At 62.6% G+C, this 16974-nt stretch carries 9 protein-coding genes; 2 read left to right on the forward strand and 7 right to left on the reverse strand.

What is annotated here, in order from left to right:
- Positions 1–875: 875 nt before the first annotated feature.
- The gene (locus ACFFWD_RS11065) at positions 876–1664 is read right to left on the reverse strand and encodes a bestrophin-like domain (RefSeq protein WP_376964857.1); all 789 of its coding nucleotides are present in this window, start codon (positions 1662–1664) and stop codon (positions 876–878) included.
- A gap of 437 nt (positions 1665–2101) precedes the next feature.
- Here ACFFWD_RS11065 and ampH point away from each other — a divergent pair, with 437 nt between their 5' ends.
- Both ampH and ACFFWD_RS11075 read left to right on the forward strand, forming a co-directional pair.
- Positions 2102–3256 (forward strand): D-alanyl-D-alanine-carboxypeptidase/endopeptidase AmpH, encoded by a 1155-nt coding sequence (ampH, locus tag ACFFWD_RS11070; protein WP_376964859.1) that lies wholly within the window; start codon positions 2102–2104, stop codon positions 3254–3256.
- Between the two features lie 13 nt (positions 3257–3269).
- Positions 3270–9977, forward strand: a complete 6708-nt coding sequence (locus ACFFWD_RS11075) for an autotransporter-associated beta strand repeat-containing protein (RefSeq protein ID WP_376964861.1) — start codon at positions 3270–3272, stop codon at positions 9975–9977.
- A 182-nt stretch (positions 9978–10159) separates the two neighbouring features.
- On the opposite strand, the gene ACFFWD_RS11080 is transcribed toward ACFFWD_RS11075, so the two are convergent.
- The 6 genes from ACFFWD_RS11080 to modB all read right to left on the reverse strand — a co-directional run bounded on the left by ACFFWD_RS11080 (position 10160) and on the right by modB (position 16972).
- Positions 10160–10888 carry a phosphorylase family protein gene (locus ACFFWD_RS11080; RefSeq protein WP_376964863.1) on the reverse strand — a complete coding sequence of 243 codons (729 nt, stop codon included), beginning with the start codon at positions 10886–10888 and terminating at the stop codon, positions 10160–10162.
- A 376-nt stretch (positions 10889–11264) separates the two neighbouring features.
- Positions 11265–12110 carry an amino acid kinase family protein gene (locus tag ACFFWD_RS11085; RefSeq protein WP_376964865.1) on the reverse strand — a complete coding sequence of 282 codons (846 nt, stop codon included), beginning with the start codon at positions 12108–12110 and terminating at the stop codon, positions 11265–11267.
- Positions 12111–12124: 14 nt separating this feature from the next.
- Complete coding sequence (locus tag ACFFWD_RS11090) at positions 12125–12937, reverse strand: amino acid kinase family protein (protein ID WP_376964867.1); 813 nt, start codon at positions 12935–12937, stop codon at positions 12125–12127.
- Positions 12938–12972: 35 nt separating this feature from the next.
- A complete protein-coding gene (locus ACFFWD_RS11095) occupies positions 12973–15042 on the reverse strand; it encodes a WD40 domain-containing protein (protein ID WP_376964869.1) in 2070 nt (689 codons plus the stop codon).
- Positions 15043–15104: 62 nt separating this feature from the next.
- On the reverse strand, positions 15105–16277 hold the full coding sequence (gene modC, locus ACFFWD_RS11100; protein ID WP_376964871.1) for a molybdenum ABC transporter ATP-binding protein: 1173 nt from the start codon (positions 16275–16277) through the stop codon (positions 15105–15107).
- A complete protein-coding gene (gene modB / locus ACFFWD_RS11105) occupies positions 16274–16972 on the reverse strand; it encodes a molybdate ABC transporter permease subunit (protein ID WP_376964873.1) in 699 nt (232 codons plus the stop codon). The genes modC and modB overlap by 4 nt, the downstream gene beginning before the upstream one ends.
- Positions 16973–16974 lie beyond the last annotated feature (2 nt).

A 16974-nucleotide genomic window follows, 5' to 3' on the forward strand; every position in this document is an offset into this window, starting at 1 on the left:
TCTCGGAATCCCCGGGCGACTTCATATCGGTACACCCGGGCGACTTCGTCGGAATCCGCAGGCATGGACGCGGGCAGATCAAATACGATTGGGGCGCCACAGTTTTCTTGCGTTCAGTTGTCGACTTCCGGCTCCGAATTGTGGGGCTCAGCTGATGAGGCGATATCTCGGTGTTCAGTCGTAAGTGAAATTCTCTTTATTGAGGCGCGAACCTGTATAGCCGCTACTGAGCGTCCAAGCTCCTTTGAGGTTGCTTCGACGCCCCTAGAAGCAAGAAGTCGTAGCTTCTCGTCCTCATTTGCGGACCACGATAGGCGACGCACCCGCTTAATGCTGGAACTGGTGTCATTGCTATCGTGCGTGCAACAAGCGATCATGGTTGAGCGCCAGGATCACCTTGTCGCTGGGCACCTCCTGGGCTGTAAGGAAAGTTGTTGGTGACATTGCCGCTGGTATCGAAAGTCAACGTGGGTGCGGCGGCGCTCAACGTGGACCAGTCGCTCGAGGACCCTACGCTGATCATCAGTTGTTGCAGGTGAAGATAATACGGACTTGCGAGCAGACCAGGCTCGCAAATTGAGTCTTCGACATCCCGGCCGCCCGCACCTGGCCGGTCATCTTTTGGCATTGACAGCCAACGTTCGCGCTCGTCGGCTCTCTTGGGGGGCTACCTCAATTCCGTCGAGAAGGTTTGGCGAGGGTTCTTTCGCTTCCGAGAGAACCTGTGGCGCAGCCGCTGAGCAAGTTTTTTTCTAGATTCTCTCCCTCCGCCATATCACCTATGTCTCGGGCGCTCGCTTTTATGGCCGGATGTCTCAAGGCCGACTGCGCGGTAGCAGCGCTTCTGTTCTTCTCGCCAAGCTCGCCTCTCGTGCCTAATCCGCGATGAGCCCCTGAAACGCGAGCGGCTTGATGGAAATCGATCCGATAAACGGCCTGTCGTGTGCCAGGATCACGAAGTAGGCGGCGGATGCTACCAGCACATATAGATGCGTGGCAGTCACCTGCATGCGCAGCGAATGCGTATTGCAAATGGCGATCGCCGTCAGCGCCGATGTCGATATGATGAACATCGCGATCCATTGTGCCCAGGTGATGCCGGAATTCGATGCGGCGAGGCGAGCAATGCGCGCATTGCGAGCCGTCAGGATCTGGTTCAGGAGCGCAGAGAATATTGGCTGCTGATCGAGCGAGGTCGGCTGGCGGGACAGGAATTCGATCATGGTGACCAGGATGTTCTCCGACTGGCCGAATACCGGATCCTCAAGAGTGCCGCCTTTCGCCATTTCGGGCCAATCGATCGTCATCACGCTCGTCACATAGGCGCGTATGTCGGCACGAATCGCGGTCCGAACCTCAGCGGGAAGGCCGGCCGCGAGCACCGATGCGTTCTGCAATGCGTCCGCTTCTCGTTGCACCGTGTTACGGGCGTTGAGTCCGTCGTTCCAAATACCGGCGGCGGAGAATGCCACGATGAGGGCAAAGATCGTGGTACAGGCTCCGATGATCGAATCGCGGATCGGCAACATCTCGGTCGGTCCGAATCCGGCGAGGCGGACGACCGTTCGGACTGCGCCGATGATCAGCCAGCAGACCGTGAGGCTGACGAGAAGGACAGCGACGAACATTTGCGGCAGCGGCAATTGATGAAAGAAGATGAACATAGCGGCGATTTTTTGTGGTTGTATCTCTGGTGATCCGACTGCCGGCGGGATTTTCGATCGTGATGCCTACGGTTCGAAGCCGATCGGACGATCGCGGCGTCTCTTGGCTGAGTCTGACACGAGTATACGCGCGATTTGATGATTCTCGTACGAATGTCGCGGGCTTGCCGGAATTACGCCAATGCCCGGCCATGAGACTTCGCAATCGAGAGTTGATTTTGAAGCTATCCTCGCGTCACTGAACGGGATTGGCGCGCGCGGCAGCGCGTGTAACTGTCAAAATTTCCCGAAAGTTAACGATCCCCTGCGATTGATTCATGCGACGGCGATGTGGGTTCGGAGCTCCGCGGTCGCGCATGCTGCCGGTGTGCGACTAACCATGAGAGAGTCGTGCCGACATCGCAGGACGGTGCTGCGATGTCGGGCAGGGGGCGGTGATGGGGCTGTGGAGACGTGCGAGCTCGGGCCTTGCCATGCTCGCAATGCTGGGCATGGGTTTAGTACGTGCTTCGGCGGAAGACCTCGCCCTGCGAGATGCGGTGGCGATGACGGGCACCGCCATGTTTCTCAATTCCGGCGCACCGGGGCTCGTTCTCGCCGTCGTGCGCGGCGACGACAGCGTCGTGCAAGGCTACGGCGAGACCGCCCCCGGCAACAAGGTCGAGCCCGACGGGCGATCGATCATCCGACTGGGGTCGGTTTCCAAGGTCTTCGCCACCGACCTCCTGGCGACGCTGGCCGCGGAAGGGCGCCTCGGCCTCACCGATCCGCTGTCGCGCTATGCCCCGGCGGGCGTCACGGTCCGCTCGTTCGGCGATCAGCCGTTCAGCCTGCTCGATCTTGCGACCCATTCGGCCGGCCTGCCGCGCGAGGTACGCGATCCCACCGTGAAGGACGGCGATGGCAATCCGTTCCTCGCATTCAAGCGCGACACTTATTGGGCGTGGCTTGGTGAGAACGCGCCGGCCTACGCGCCGGGCACCACCGCGATGTATTCCAATTTCGGCTACGGCCTTTTGGGCGAAGCGCTGGCGAAGGCCGGTGGCAGGTCCTATGCCGACTTGCTGCAAGACAAGGTCATCGCGCCGCTCCAGCTCGCGGATACCACGCTGCACCTGTCGGACGCGCAGCGGCCGCGCCTGATGGTGGGGCTCGATCCGTTCGGCCAGCGCGATCCGAACTGGGAGGTGCCGGAGATCATGTACGCCAGCGCCGGGGTCTATTCGACCGCGGACGACATGGTGCGCTCGATGCGCTGGCACCTTGCGCGCGACGAGAAGTCCGCAGCGGCGCTGTCGCTCGCTCACGCGCAGTGGCGGTCGCATGACGGCCTTGCCCGTCTGGTCGGCGTCGAGGTCACGGGAGCCGAAGGCATGGGGCTTGGGTGGATCGTTAGCCCCGTGCGCGACGGCGTGCCGCTCCTGCTCGGCAAGAGCGGCGGTCTTGGCGGCTTCATGAGCTACGTGGTGCTGTCGCCGAACCGCAGGCTCGGAATTTTCGTCGCCGCAAGCCGGGTCAACTTCGCGATGTTCGAGGGGTTGCGCACGGCGGTGCGCCAGCTTGCCGCCGAGCTCGCGCCGGCGGGCCCGTGAAGTGACGCATGCAATGACGATGCGGACGGATTTTCGGCACGGCGCGGTCTCCTGGGGTGCGACGCTGTCGGTCCTGACGCTGTTGCTCCTGTCTGCCGTGGGTATGCCGAGCCAGGCGCAAGCCAATAGCTATACCGCCGGTACCGACGCGGAATTGCGCGCCGCTCTCAGCGGCGCGGCCAACAATCCGGGCAGCACCATCACCCTCACCAGCAACATCACCATCACGGGGGGCGATCTGCCGGCGCTGGTCAACAACACGACCTTCAATGGCAATGGCTATACGCTGGACGGCAACAATGCCAATCGCGGCCTGTTCGCCTATCAGGGGACGGTCGCGATCAACAACCTGAGGATCGTCAACACCGTCGCGCATGGCGGCAACACCTATGGCGGTGATACGTTCCTGACCGCGCAACAAAGCGGCGGCGGTGGCATGGGGGCTGGTGGTGCGCTGTTCGTCGCGGCAGGCGCCAATGTCACGATCACGAACGTCAAGTTCAGCCGCAACAGCGCGATCGGCGGCAGCGCATTCGGGGCGACCTACGGCAACGGCGGTGCTGGCGGCGGCGGCGGCATGGGAGGCAATGCCGCTTTCGGGGAGAATTCCAACTGCTGCGGCGGCGGTGGGGGTGGCCTTGGCAATTCCGCTACCGGCGGCATCCCCCAGGGCACCGGCAGCGCAGGCATCGCGCCGGGGGCGGCCTCGGGCGGCAACGGTACAGTATTAAGTGGCGGCTGGACGGGGCCTGTGGTGTGGCTTTTCCCCTCCTATTCAGCCGGCGGCGCCAACGGTGGTGGAGGTGGCGGAGGTGGGGCTTTTGGCACCGGCGGCGGCGGCGGCGGCGCTGGTGGCGGCATTGGCGGCGCCAATGGCTACCACGAAAATGGCGGCAATGGCGGCTTCGGCGGCGGAGGCGGCGGTGCGCCCGCCGGCATCGGCGGCAATGGCGGTTTCGGTGGCGGCGGCGGTTACACCGACAACGCCGCTGCAGGGAAAAATGGTGGCTATGGCGGCTTCGGCGGCGGCGGCGATCCCAATGGTCCCAACGGCGGCATTGGCTATGGCGGCTTTGGCGGCGGCAACGGCGGCATTGATTCCAACAGCGTCGGCGGCGGCGGCGCGGGCTTGGGCGGCGCGGTGTTCGTGCAGCAGGGCGGCAGCCTGACTGTCGCCGGCGCGGGCTCGATCGCAAACGGCGTGGTCGCCGGTGGTCAAGGCAGCCAAAACGGCTTTGCTGCCGGTTCGGGCTTTTATCTGCAGGGGAGCGGCACGCTCAATTTTGCACCGTCGGGATCCAATCCACTCGTGATCGCGGGCGCCGTTGTCGATGACACCGGTAGCGGTCTGCTGGGGACCTGGGGAATGGGTAATCCAAACTCATATAGCCCAGGCTCATACAATGTCGTGGTGTCGGGCTCCGGCACGCTCATCTTCACAGGAGCCAATTCTTACTCCGGGGGCACCACCATCAATGCAGGCGCCACCTTGCAGCTCGGCAGTAGTGGCTCCGCCGGTTCGATCTCGGGCAATGTCACCGACAATGGGACGCTTGCCTTCAATCGCTCCAACGTCGTCTTCAACGGCGTGATTTCCGGCAGCGGCGGCGTTCACCAGTTGGCTGGTACGACAGTGCTCACGGCCGGCAACAGCTATACAGGCGGCACGCTCATCGACACCAACGGCACGTTGGTACTCATGGGAGCCGGCTCCATTGCCGCATCGAGCGGTGTCACCGCCAATGGCACGTTCGACATTTCAACGACCGCCGGCGGCGCAACCATCGCGACCCTGTCGGGCATCGGCAAGGTCTTGCTCGGCGGCCAAACTCTGACCATCGATCATGGCGCGACCACCTTTTCCGGGGCGATCCAGGGCACCGGCGGGCTCGCCATCACCGGCGGCACGCAGACCCTCAGCGGCGTCAACAGCATCAGCAATACAACGGTCACTGGCGGCACGCTGGTGATGGCCAAAACCGGCGACCTCGGCGGTGCGCTTACAGTCAATGCGGGCGGCCGCCTCGAAGGCCTGGGTGCGGTCGGTTCGACCACGGTCAACAGCGGCGGCACCATCGCGCCGTCCGGCGGCGGCGCCCTGACCATCGATCACAACTTGACCCTCCAGGCGGGATCGACGTTCGAGTATCATCTCGCCGATCCCTCGACCTCGCTGGTCGCGACGCCGATGGGCTCTTCGGTGATCAACGTCAATGGGAACCTGACTCTGAACGGTGCCGGGCTTAGCGTTCTCGGCAATGGCGCGGACCCAAGTCTCGGCTATCACCGCCTGATCTCCTACACGGGTACGTTGTCGGAAACGAACGGCGGATTAACCGTCACCAGCTCTCCCCCGAGCAGCCCGATCGCCTACACCTATACGGTCGATACCACGACATTCGCGCATTCCGTCGACCTGCTGGTGCGGTCCGATGGCTTGAATGTCCTGCAACTATGGGGTGGCGGCACCAATGGCGTCGGCATGGGCAACGGCACCTGGAATGCCGGCAACAGCAACTGGCTCGATCCGATCGGTGGCGTCGCGCCGACAATTTGGGGCAGTGTGTACGGCATCTTTCGTGGTCCAGGCGGAACGGTCACGGTGGACGGCGCGCAGTCGGCGGTCGGAGTGCAGTTCGCGGGCGGGACATACACGCTGGCGCAGGGCACGGCCGGATCGCTGAACATGGTCAAGAGCACGGCGGTCGGGATTGCCGTTCCCGGCATCGATGTCCTCGCCGGCGAGACAGCAACGGTCGGTGTGACGATCACCGGCACCGACGGACTACAAAAGACCAGCGACGGCACGCTGATCCTGAGCGGCACCAACACCTATTCCGGTGGCACCTTCATCAGCGGCGGCGTGCTACAGATCGCCTCCGACGCCAATCTCGGCGCCGCGAGCGGCGGCCTCACCTTCGATGGTGCCTCCTTGCGCACAACGGCGAACATCGCTTCCGCGCGCGCGGTCAATCTTCGGGGAGCCGGCGCGTTCGACACCGCTGCGGGCACGACCTTGAGCCTCTCCGGCAACATGACCGGCGCGGGCGGCCTCACCAAGCTTGGCGATGGCACGCTGGCGCTCTCCGGCATCAACAACTGGTCCGGCGGCACGCTGATCACCGCCGGTACTCTGCGTGCGGATTCGGCAGGAGCGCTGCCGACCCTGACCGATTACGTGCTCACGGGCGGCAAGCTCGATCTCAATGGCTACAACCTGACCATGCGTTCGCTGTCCGGCATTGGCGGCGAGGTGGCGCTCGGCAGCGGCTCGTTGACCGTCAATCAATCCATCGACAGCTATTTCGGCGGCGTCATCTCCGGCACCGGCGGGCTGACGAAATCCGGCTCCGGGATTCTCATCCTGACCGGCAACAGCACCTATGGTGGCGGCACGAACATCACGGGCGGCACGCTCGGGATCGTATCCGACAGCAATCTCGGCGCCGCGACAGGCCAGATCTCGATGTCCGGCGCCAGCACGCTGGCGACGCTGGGCAACATCACGACGACACGCAATATCGGCATCGCCGACACGTCCACGCTGCACTCCCTTGCCGGGACGACGCTGACCGTTGCGGGCCGGATTTCCGGCGGCGGCACGCTCGTCAAGGACGGCGATGGCACCTTGACGCTGACCGGTGCGAACAATTACAGCGGCGGCACCACCATCAATGCGGGTACGCTGCAGATCGGCAATGGCGGCACTTCCGGTTCGATCGCCGGTGATGTCTTCAACAACGGTGTTCTCGCCTTCAGCCGCGCCGACACGATGAGCTTCGGCGGCAACATTTCCGGCTTCGGCGCCGTCAACCAGATCGGCGGCGGCACGACCATTCTCACCGGCACGAACACCTATGCCGGCAACACCTTCATCCAGGCCGGCACGCTACAGCTCGGCAATGGCGGCACCTCCGGCTCGATCGCCGGCGGCGTCATCAATAACGGCGTCCTCGCCTTCAACCGTTCCGATACGTCGGTGTTATCCGGTGCGATCTCCGGCACCGGTTCCGTGCAGCAAACCGGCGCGGGCACCACGGTGCTGACCGGCAACAACAGCTTCACCGGCGGCACCACGATCGCCGCGGGCACGCTGCAGCTCGGCAATGGCGGCATGTCGGGGTGGATCACCGGCAATGTGACCGACAACGGTGCGCTGGCCTTCAATCGTTCGGATGCAATGGTCTTCGACGGTACGATCACGGGCGCAGGCAAGCTGTATCAGCTCGGTCCAGGCGCGACGGTTCTCACCGCGAACAACAGCTATCTCGGAGGTACCTCCGTCACCGGAGGTGTGCTGATGCTCGGCAATGGCGGCACCTCGGGAGCGATCGTCGGCGACGTCACCAACAACGGCATCCTCGCCTTCAACCGCTCCGACACGTCGGTGTTCGCCGGCGCGGTCACCGGCGCTGGTTTGTTGCTGCAACTCGGTCCGGGCACCACGGTGCTGACCGGCACCAGCTCCTATGGCGCCGGTACGCTGATTGCCGCCGGCACGTTGCAACTCGGCAATGGCGGCACCTCGGGTTCGATTACCGGTAATGTCGCCAATAACGGCGTCCTCGCCTTCAACCGCTCCGACACCTCGGTGTTTGCCGGGTCGATCTTCGGCACCGGCTCGGTGCAGCAGATCGGTGTGGGCACCACGGTGCTGACCGGCACCAGCACCTATGGCGGCGGCACGCTCATTTCCGCCGGCACGCTGCAACTCGGCAATGGCGGCACCTCCGGGTCAATCGCCGGCAATGTCCAGGACCAGGGCAAGCTGGCGTTCAATCGCACCGACACCCTCATCTTCGCAGGCAGCATCACCGGCACAGGCGCGCTCGCACAGATCGGGTCGGGCATCACCGTGCTGACCGGCAATAACAGCTTCACCGGCGGCACCACGGTCACGGCCGGTGAACTCATCGTTGGCGACGGCCATACGTCCGGAACGCTTGCGGGCAATGTCGTCAACAACGGCACGCTCGCCTTCAATCGTTCGGATATTTCTGAGTTCGTGGGCGCGATCTCCGGTGCCGGTTCCGTGCAGCAGATCGGCGCAGGCACCACCAAGCTCAACGGCATCTCGAGCTACACCGGCGCGACGGACATCTATGCCGGGCGCCTGTCGGTGAACGGTTCGATCGCATCGTCCTCGCTCACCACCGCGCATGCTGGCGGCACACTCGGTGGCAACGGCAACGTCGGCCCGACCCTGATCGATGGTGGCACGCTGTCGCCGGGTAATTCCGTCGGCACGCTGACCGTGCAGGGCAATCTGACGTTCACCGCGCCCGGGACCTATCTCGCCGAGCTCAATTCCGTCACCTCCGATCGCGTCAATGTCAGCGGCACAGCCACGCCCGGCGGCGCCACCGTCGTTGCGGTCTATACTGGCGACGGCTATGTGAAGACCCGCTACACGCTGCTCAACGCCGCCGGCGGCGTCCATGGCACTTTCGGCGAACTGGTCAACACCAACCTGCCGGCGAGCTTCGATCCGTCGCTGAGCTACGACTCCAACAACGTCTACCTCGATCTCAAGCTCACCTATGCCGGCCTGAACATCAACCAGCAGAGCGTGGCCAATGGGCTGTCGAACGGCTTCAATGCCGTCGGCGCCATTCCGTTGGCGGTCGGCGGCTTGACGCCCGCGGGCCTCACGCTCGCGTCAGGCGAACTCGCCACCGGCGTCCAGCAGACCACCATTGACGCCATGGGGATGTTCATGTCGACGATGACCGATCCGTTCGTGGCCGGCCGTGCCGGATGGCCGTCGTCCGTTGGACGTGCGACGCTGGCCTATGCGTCGGCGACGCGGGACGAAACGAGCACCGCGCGCGAAGCGTTCGCGGCGATGCCCGGCGCCGCGCCGGCCACGTCATTCGATCAGCGCTGGGGCGTCTGGGCGGCGGCCTTCGGCGGCGCGCGCAGCACCGGCGGCAACGATATCGTCGGATCGAACACCCTGACCGACCGGGTCTACGGCACGGCAGTCGGCGCGGACTACCGCTGGTCGGCGGACACTCTGCTCGGTTTCGCGATGGCCGGCGGCGGCACCGGCTTCGGTCTCGCCAATGGTTTCGGCAGCGGGCGCTCCGATCTGTTCCAGGCGGGCGTGTACGCCTATCACCGCATGGGTGCCGCCTATCTGTCGGCGGCGCTCGCCTATGGCTGGCAGGACGTCACGACCGACCGCACGCTGGCGCTCGCCGGCATCGATCGCTTGCGTGCCGGCTTTCAGGCCAACGCGTTCTCCGGCCGCCTTGAAGGCGGCTACCGGTTTGCGACGCCTTGGGCCGGGCTCACGCCCTATGCTGCCGGGCAGTTCGTGACGCTTGATCTGCCGGCCTATGCCGAAGGCGTGCTCGCAGGAGACAATATCTTTGCGTTGAACTACGCCTCTCGGAACGAAACTGCGAGTCTGTCAGAACTTGGCCTGCGCACCGACAAATCCTTCGCGCTCGACAACGCTGTCCTGACGCTGCGGGGGCGTGCCGCATGGGTGCACAATTTCGATACCGACCGCAGCGCTGCCGCAACGTTCCAGGCGCTGCCGCAGGCAAGCTTCCTCGTCCGCGGCGCGACGCTAGCGTCCGATGCCGCGCTTACCACGGCTTCCGTCGAGATAAAGTGGATCAACGGCTGGTCTGTCGCCGGAACCTTCGAGGGTGAGTTCTCCGGTCTCAGCACCAGCCTTGCCGGCAAGGGCACCGTTAACTATCAATGGTAAGCGTACGTTATCCGACAGCCAAGTGATTGCGACCCTATTGGATGCTGATCGGCCGAATGGGGCCCGATAGCGTGCAACCGGCCGCCCTTGCAGATCCCACGACTTACTCAGATCATCCAGACCTTCTTTCATTTCGCCGTGCAAGGAATGTCGTTGAACGGCAGCCCGAAGAAAATGCGGCTCTACGTGACGCTCCCGGTGTTCGCATAGATCTCAATGCTTAGCCGTGCGTCTGTCTGACGCTCGCGCAATGAAGGGAACCCCAATCCGGGTCCGAGCAATTGACGGCATCGAAGAAGTGCGGCGAATCCGATCAGCGCATCAATGGTGGTCCGCGGAAGCATCAGTAATTCACCGGGCTCCCTCATCATTGAGCGGATGAGCGTGGCGAGATCGATCGTACCGTTCGGGCGAATCGCAGTCACTGCGGCCCGGGGGAGTTCGCGCGTCGCTGGATCCATGATGACCCGGACAGCAGCCATCGGAAGGCCGCGCGCTGCAGCGATGCCCGCCACGACGTGGGATTCGTTATCGACGGCCAGCGCGCCCGTACTTGCGTGCAGATCGCGCTTCGTCTCAGGAAGCGAGATGACCCTAGGAGTGCCGACAATTGCACCATGAACTGCGTCAGGAATGAGTTGAAGCAGAGCCCGTGACCAGTTCCTGTCGGTAGCGACCTGGGTCACCTCTGAGACGATCGTCGATCCTACGACGCAAGTCCCGGTACGAAGGTCAGGCGATAGACCGCCCGCAACGCCGAAACTAATGAGACCGAGGCAGTCCTCGGAAACGGCCTGCGCGATCGAAGCCGCGAGCATTCGGCCATCGCCACCGCAGATGGTGCGCGTGTGTCTACCCGTAGCGATCCGCGCCTCGAATGCGAGTCCGGTGACTCCGGTGACTGCTGCCACGTAGTCTACTCCCCGAATGTTGCAAAAGTCAGCGCTTGCGCAACACTCGCATTTTCCGAGTTGTGCAGCACCTAACCCGTCAGTGGGGCGCGCGTGTTACATGGATCGCTTGGACCACCGGCAATGTTTCCTTGCCAGCGCGAAAATCGCAAATGACTAAGGAGTTAGATTCTGACAGATGAGTCAGCTTCGACGTTGGCGTGTTGTGATCGAAGACCTAGTCTAGCATGTGGTGATCGCAGAGGACGTCGATGTGAGAGTGGGCGCCCTAAGGCCGCCATCCTCGTCGCGCCGGCATGCTTTGCTGCACTTTCCATGCCCACCATGCTGCGTGCGCGGAGTTTAGCTGAGGCACATTTGCCGCGCTCAGTGTTGGTCAGTCCTTGCGGACGACTGTCCCGACATGTTCGCCGAGCAGCGCTCGCTCTAGCAGCTCGGGCTTGAGCCCGTTGATGATCTGGAATTTCTTGACTTGGCGAGCGTTGGCGAGGAGATCGATCAGGACGCGGTCAAAGGGAAGCGTCGGCAGGTTGAGCGTTCTGAGTTCAGAGACCGTAATCTCGCTGATGAATTTGGCATCTGGGTTGAGCTTTGGATCAGCGTCGTAAAGTCCCTTTACGTCCTTGACCATGGTATGTGTGGCGCAGCCGTAGCACTCGGCTAACAGGAAGGTGCCGGCATCGGTCCGATGTGGCGGGATGCGTCCGAAGCGGGGTGTATGCTCCCAAATCGAGAACGGGGGATCTCCATTGCAGATCACGCCTGGAGCCGATCTGATGAAGAAGGGCAGCATGTGCCCGAGAATTTCGGGTGGGATTGCGACAACGCCGTATGGCGCCAGCAATGTGCCAAGGAGGTGCGCATTTCCAAGCGCGTCGATGATCCGAAGCTGGGCCAGAACGCCGGTCGGCAGGCCGAGGTCCATGCCGATCGAAGTCACATGGCGGCTGCGCACGCCGCCACCGGTGCCGATCACCAGCTTGAAGTTTTGGAGTATGCTGACAAGGGCTTCGACCAACGGGTAAACGGCTTTCTTCCCTTGGTCGATGATGGAGCGTCCGCCAATCTTGACGACGTGGCAGAATGGCAGCATCGGCACGACGGGCGTTTCAGTGGACGACATGACCTGCTTGTCGAGCAGGCTCTCGCGCATCAGCATCGATTCGACGTGGCGGCGCTTGTCGATCGGGATTTCCCGACCTTCATGAGCTTGTTCGGTCATGATGCTACCTCGCTTCAGGCGGTGATTACGGTTCCGACTGGCTCGCCGTTGAGCGCGCGCGTGAGATTGCCCCGCTTCAAGCCGTTGATGACCTGAACCGAACGGCGGTTTTTGGCATTCCTCATGAGTTGGAATACGGTCCGCTCCAGCACGACGTCGACTAGATCAAGTTCAGTCAGTTCGTCGACCGTAATCCTGGGAATGAATTTGGCGTTCGAGTCCTTCTTCGGGTCTGCCGTGTAGAGGCCCTCTTCGTCCTTGACGTAGATCATTGAACGGGCACCCAGGGTCTCGCTTATGAGATAACAGCCAGCGTCGGTGCGGTGCGGGGGAATGCGGCCGATCTCCGGGTTGGGCTGCCAATAGGAATACGGGGGCATTCCGACGCAAACGCAAGCCTGGCGCTCGGCGAGGTAGAGTGGCATCTGGGCGAACTGAGCTGGCTCGATGGATGGAATTCCGTGCTTGGCGAGGAGATAGTGGATCATCTTCGCGTTCTGGATGCTCACGAAGAACCCGAGCACGCTCAGCACTCCGGTCGGCATGCCAAGGTCGAGCCCAACGCTGTAAGCGTGGCGAGCCCGCGTGCCGGCTCCTGTGCCGATGATCATCTTGTGCCTGGGAAGGTTTTCGACGATCTCGTCTATGAGCGGAAACACAGCCTCGCGACCGCGATCGATGAAGCTTTGTCCGCCGATCTTGATGACGTTTGCGTCCGGCAGAATCTGGATCACCGGCTGCCGATCGAGCCGAGCCATCTCCGCTTCGTCGGTGTCGCTGCCAATCACGAGCGCGGAGGTCAGTTGATCCAAGGTCTCGTTTTCCATCTGCATCCCCTGTCGCTTTGGTCGCCGTTTTGTGATCAGCGTGCTGGTACTGCCACGCTGGATCCGGCAAATGGCGGCGCCCGTCCCGGCGTGTCCCAGAGCTTGACGGTGCCATCCATGCCGGCGGTCGCCACGAACTTTCCGCTATGAGAGAACGTGACAAAGTGAATGCGCCTTAGATGTCCCTTCAGCGCGGCTGTTTGCGTACGCGTCGCGACATCCCAGAGCCGCACGGTGTTATCGAGCCCAGCCGATGCGAGCGTTTTCCCGTCCGGCGAGAACGCGCAAAACCGAACCCACGCGGTGTGGCCTTTGAACGGCTCCAGCTCCTTGGGGGACCCCACCTCGAAAAGCTGCACGTCCTTGCTAGCACCAGCGGACGCCAGCAGCTTGCCATCCGGGGAGAATGCGACGGAATGGACCGGCCCGGTATGCACGTCGATGGTGGCGACCTCCTTGGTCGAGGAGACGTCCCATAGCTTTATGGTGCCATCGATGCTGCCCGACGCAATCATCCGGCCGTCAGGCGAGTAGGCCAACGCCTTCACTCCGCCGGCATGGCCGGTGAGCGTGGCGATTTCTCGGTGGTTGCTGACATCCCAGAGCTTGATCGTTTCGTCGTAGCCCCCGGAGACCGCTGTCTTTCCGTCGGGCGCGTAAGCCACCGCGCGGATGATGTTTGTGTGCCCAACAAGGGTGGCAATCTCCCTTCCCGACGGCAACTCCCATAGCTTCGCGGTTCGGTCGTAGGAGCCCGTGAAGAGGATCTTGCCGTCAGGTGAGATGGCAAGCGTGACGATGGCCCCGCCGTGACCGCTGAGGGTTCGGAGTTCATCGCTCGTCGCGACATCCCAAAGTTTGACCGTCTTATCGTGGCTTGCTGAAGCGATGAGTCGATCATCGGGCGAAAAGGCCACTGCGGTCACAAAGGACTTGTGGCCCTTCAGCGATGCTCGTTCCTCTCCGATTGGCCCGAGCTCTTCGGGGGCGGGCTCGATGCCGGATCTCAATAGTTGATCGACGTCCCAGATCCTGGCGAGATGATCCATCGTAGCGGTCGCTAGGGATTTGCCATCCGGCGAGAAAGCTACGCCGCGGACACGGTCGCCGACCCCGCTCCATCGCACAACGAGATCTTCGCCGGTTGCGGCGTCCCAGATCCTGAGCGAGTTGTCTACGCTTCCAGCGGCCACCAGCTTGCCATCCGGTGAAAATGCGACGCAAAGAACCTCGCTTGTCGTGCCCTCAAGTGTCGCCTTCTCCTTGTGTTCCGCGAGGTCCCAAAGCCGCACGGTTGTGTCCATACTGCCGGTGACAAGCGTCTTATCATCGGGCGAGAATGCAATGCCGCGGACGCCATGCCCATGGCCTTGCAGCGTTACGAGTTCATGCCCCGTGGCGACGTCCCACAGCTTGGCGGTGTAGTCGTTGCTACCCGAGGCGAGAATCTTGCTATCATGGCTGAAAGCTAATGATCGCACGGCTCCTTCGTGCCGAAGCGTGGCACGCGGCTCGCCGCTGGCCACGTCCCACAATTTGATCGTGTTGTCGTGGCTTCCAGACGCGACAGTTTTCCCGTCGGGTGCGAAAGCGAGGGACCTGATCATGTTGCTGTGGCCCCTGAACGTCGCCAGCTCGCGCCCGGATGCCCAGTCCCAAAGCTTCACCGTGTTGTCGTAACTGCCTGTCGCAAGAGTCTTGCCGTCGGGTGAGAAACGGACCGCCTCGACCGTTGCCTCGTGCCCCCTGAGCGTGACAACCTCGGCGCCCGTCGTTGAGTCCCAAATCTTCGCCGTCTTGTCGTAGCTGCCCGTTGCGACATACCGGCCGTCGGGCGAATAATCGATCGATGCAAGAGCCAGGCTGTGGCCTTTGAGCGTAGCGCGGATCTGCGCGGCGGCTGGTAAGGTTGCCAGGCCGATAGCGAAAACCAGCACGAGTGCCAATGCGCCATGAAGGTACCGGCTCGGCATTGGGCCTTCCTCCCGAATATTGGCCGCCTTGGATGCCGGCCATCCCAATTCTGCCAAATGCAACAACAACAGGAATGGTGTGGGGTTCCATGGGATGCCGAGCGGAAGGAGCTCGAGAGTGTCGCCGTTCATTTCTGGCGCCGCGGACCGTTGCGTTGGCCGACTTGGGATGTCCGTCTTTCGTTCGGTCACGCTCATCTACCCAGCGTCGAACCCGTCGTGATAGAGGCCTCCCAAATTGGAATGGCAGTCGTGTCGGCGCCATTGGCTTGGGGTAACGCGGCTCCAAGCGTCTGCCTGTCGAAACCCACGGTCTTGATCACCGCGTAAACCGGCACGCCTTGCGAGAGATTAAGCGTTTCGACCGACCGCTGCGTCAAACGCGCCAGGATCGCCTGCCCGCCGCAATCCAGACGCAGATCCAGGATGGGCCCACGCTGCGGACCGAGTTCCGCAACGACTCCGCGCAATACGTTTAGCGCGCTGAGCCCTTCCGGACGCCGCGTGCTGATCATTACGTCGCGGGCGCGGATATGTACCCGGACCTTGGTGCCGAGAATGCGCCCGTTGAGCCGCGGAACCCAGAGCCGGCCTCCGCAGAGGCCCAATGCGGTGAGGCCAAAATGCTCGTCGTGCTCGAGAATCTCTGCTTCGAGGACTGCCCCTGCCTCCACAAGATTAGTGAACGGGACCAGATCCAGGCGAGCCATGATTTCCGCGGTCGGTCCCGTGGCTATGACGCGACCATCCGTCATCACGACCATGGTGCTCGCCAAACGCGCAACCTCCGGCACAGAATGGCTGACATAGATAATGGGCACCTTGGTCTCGTCGTACAGGCGCTCCAGATAGGGGAGGATCTCGGCCTTGCGCGCGTCGTCGAGTGAAGCGAGCGGCTCGTCCATCAGCAGTAGGCGTGGTGTGGCAAGCAAGGCTCGTCCTATCGCCACCCGCTGCTTTTCCCCGCCGGAAAGCGAGCGAGGATGTCGATCGAGCAGATGGCCGATCCCGAGCAGTTCAACGATTTGCACAAGCTGGCCCCCGCGTTTGGCCGTGGGAGTAAACCACCAGCCGTACAGTAGGTTCTGGCGCACGGTAAGATGTGGAAACAGCCGCCCTTCCTGGAAAACGTAGCCGACCCGGCGGCGATGCTTTGGCACGAATATCTTACGCTCTGTGTCGATGATGACGTTGCCGTCCAACGAGATTTGGGCGTGGTCAGGACGGACAAGGCCGCCAATGACGTTAACCAGTGACGTCTTGCCCGAGCCGGACCGACCAAAGAGTGCCGTGACTGGACCTTCACTCACGAATTTGGCCTTGAGATCGAACGTACCGAGACGATGCTGAACGTCGACCTGGATCATCCCTCCACTCCGATCCGCCGTCCAACCAGGTACCCGATCGCTTCCGAGATGAGGAGAGCGGACATTGATACTACAATCGCAATCACCGTGAGGCGGAAGGCGGCAACGTCGCCACCCGGAACCTGTGTGAACGTGTAGATGGCGGAAGGAAGCGTCTGGGTTTCGCCAGGGATATTCGAAACGAAGGTGATGGTCGCCCCAAACTCTCCCATGGCACGCGCGAACGAAAGGATCGTGCCTGCGATGATACCCGGCAAGATGAGCGGCAAAGTCACGGTCACGAAGACCCAGGCGGGGTTGGCACCAAGCGTTCCTGCGGCGTCTTCAAGCCCGCGATCGATCGAGTCTATGGACAATTGCATTGCTCGGACCAACAGCGGGAAGCCCATCACGGCGCAAGCGAGCGCTGCGCCGGTCCACCGGAAAGCAAAGACTATTCCGAGGTTGTCAGCGAGGAAGGCACCGAGCGGTCCGCGCCGACCGAACAAGATAAGCAGGATATAGCCTGTAACCACCGGCGGAAGGACCAACGGCAGAAACACAATTCCGTTCAGGATCGACTTGCCCCAGAAGTGTCCCCGAGACAGGAGCATCGCCATGGCAAGCCCCGGCGGCAGGCTTGTCAGCGTCGCCCAGAACGAAACCCGTATGCTTAGTTCGACGGCGGCTTGTTCCTCAGGCGTGAGCGTCAACACGG

The organism is Bradyrhizobium erythrophlei, assembly GCF_042430365.1.
Taxonomy (GTDB): Bacteria; Pseudomonadota; Alphaproteobacteria; order Rhizobiales; family Xanthobacteraceae; genus Bradyrhizobium; species Bradyrhizobium erythrophlei.